3 protein-coding genes are annotated in these 2,022 nt (G+C 36.3%); all 3 read right to left on the bottom strand.

The genetic code is table 11. The annotated features are described in order from the left end of the window. The coding region (locus tag HMPREF0027_RS13080) for an IS1/IS1595 family N-terminal zinc-binding domain-containing protein (protein WP_420834419.1) at positions 1-148 on the bottom strand (148 nt) is incomplete at its 3' end. A gap of 167 nt (positions 149-315) precedes the next feature. Continuing rightward, positions 316-1,779 carry a porin family protein gene (locus HMPREF0027_RS01635; protein ID WP_005621617.1) on the bottom strand — a complete coding sequence of 488 codons (1,464 nt, stop codon included), beginning with the start codon at positions 1,777-1,779 and terminating at the stop codon, positions 316-318. 94 nt (positions 1,780-1,873) lie between these two features. Continuing rightward, on the bottom strand, positions 1,874-2,022 hold a 149-nt coding region (locus HMPREF0027_RS11480), incomplete at its 5' end, for an IS3 family transposase (RefSeq protein ID WP_081456946.1).

The raw sequence follows: 2,022 nt of genomic DNA, 5'->3' as shown, positions 1-2,022 counted from the left end.
TTTGTTTTAGCGAGGTATACTTAAACCAAATTTCTTGTGAATTAAGTCGTTTGGATGCAACAAAATTATGATGGCAATCAAGACATTTATAGCGTTGAACACCATTAATTTTGCCATATTTTTTGAGGTTAAAAGATGAGCAGGAAATGCAATTCTTTAGTCATTTTTATAAAAAGTGGGTTAAAGCCTTATAGTACAAGGTTTTAACCCACTTTGTAGACTCAATTTTGTCCACTATCCCAGATTTTTTGTAAAAAAAGACCGCTTACCTTTATTTGGTAAGCGGTCTAGTTTGATTGATGATGTATAAGTTATCTAGAAACGTTTGCTAAACTCCACAAAAGCACGGTGTTTATAGTAGCTATAGAATACGTAATTACTTTTTACTTTATTAAAGCTATACGTCAGGCGAGGTGTAATCCCCCAATAATGTATAGCACGATGCCATAGACTTAATGATGCACCGTATTCTTTATTACGTTGCGTAATACCAAAGATTGGCATTGGCGCTTTGTAATTTTTTTGTGCATAGTTAACACTTAATCGTGTTGATAGTCCGAGTGGCCATTCTTGTCCCCAACCAAGCACAATTCCGCGACGGACATAGCTATCGTCTTTATCTCGAGTTGCTGTTCTATTATAGTTGATATTGCTAAACCAATATTGTTTTGCATTCGCAAGGTAGGTTAAGCCGCTAGAGACGAAATGGTAATTGCCGTTTAAATGTTTGCGATCCATATAACGTTGTTCGGTATATTCATAGCTGGATTCCCATTGCCATTTAGGTGAGATCCAATAACTTGTTTCTAACGTTGCACCATTTGTTTTAGAAAAGCGTTTTAAACTTTCACTGCTGTTTGAGCCACCGGCATAAAGTGTTTGCTCCATAAAAGGAAGAAATGCCATGGTAAAGCGAGCGGTTTGATAGCCTAAACCAAGGCTTCCTCTTGCACTTACTTCATTATATTTTTTATTATTCCAATAATATTTTCCGTTACTGCTTAGACGAAATTCATTATAGAAATTATTTCCCCAAGACCATTTTTTACCGGCATAGAAATTAAAGCCGATCCCTTGTGCAGATTCTGATTTAGGTGCACTCCATTGTCCGTAAGTTGTGCCGGATTTCGGTGCATTATTAATGTTAGGATCGTTTAAATAGGTGAAGCCACCGGAGAATGTCCAACGATCTTTATTTGCAATTGCGGTAATGTACTGATCAATCAAACCTTTGATTTGGGAAGGTGGATTTTCGGATCGTATTTTTTGAAATTGATCTTCGGCCGCTTCCAATTCATTATTCTCAAAGAGTGCCATTGCAAGTTGTAAACGGACTAAGCCTAAACCAGAATGTTCGGCTAATATTTCACGATATTTTGTAATTGCACTATTATAGTTACCTCTGTAGCGAGCTAAAATAGCTTCAGACCACTTAAGCATAATTGGATCTTGGTATTGTGTTGGCAGCTTACTATAAAATGGATAAAGAAAGCTGACTGAGTCAGAGTTAGATTGCTGTAATGCCAAAATAAGCGCATTTGAAATTAAATCTGGGCGCTTAGAAAATTCCTCTTTGCTCATACTTAGACGCTTTTTTTGCTGAATCGCAAGTTGAGGCATTGGGTGACTGGCAGGTTTTTGGATACGAGATTCAATCGCTACTTCCGTTTGGCTGCGTAAATCGTTTAAATGTTCAGAAATTTGTTGCTCTGTCGTATTAGCAAATGCTGAATATGCCGTAGATACGGCAAGTGTAGGAATGAGTAGATTTAATTTCATTTTATGATTTTTAGTAAAGAATGTAAATTTTGATTATATATGAGAATTATTCTTATTAAAACGACTTTGATCTGCCCCCAAAAAGTTAGACTGTTTAATTTAAGGACCAAGTTCTGTATTGTACAGGGCTCAGTCCTTTTAATTTCACTTGAATACGCTCATTGTTGTAATAATGAATGTACGCATGAATCACTTTCTCAAGTTGTTCGAAAGTTTCAAATCGCTTACCAAAGTAACATTCCG

Origin of the sequence: Actinobacillus ureae ATCC 25976 (assembly GCF_000188255.1) — a bacterium.
GTDB classification, from domain to species: Bacteria; Pseudomonadota; Gammaproteobacteria; order Enterobacterales; family Pasteurellaceae; genus Actinobacillus; species Actinobacillus ureae.
This window is presented reverse-complemented; position numbering and strand designations above follow the sequence as displayed.

What these genes read in the sequence shown, in the direction of transcription:
- HMPREF0027_RS01635 (WP_005621617.1), bottom strand. Translation starts at nt 1,779, where the DNA reads ATGAAATTAAATCTACTCATTCCTACACTTGCCGTATCTACGGCATAT.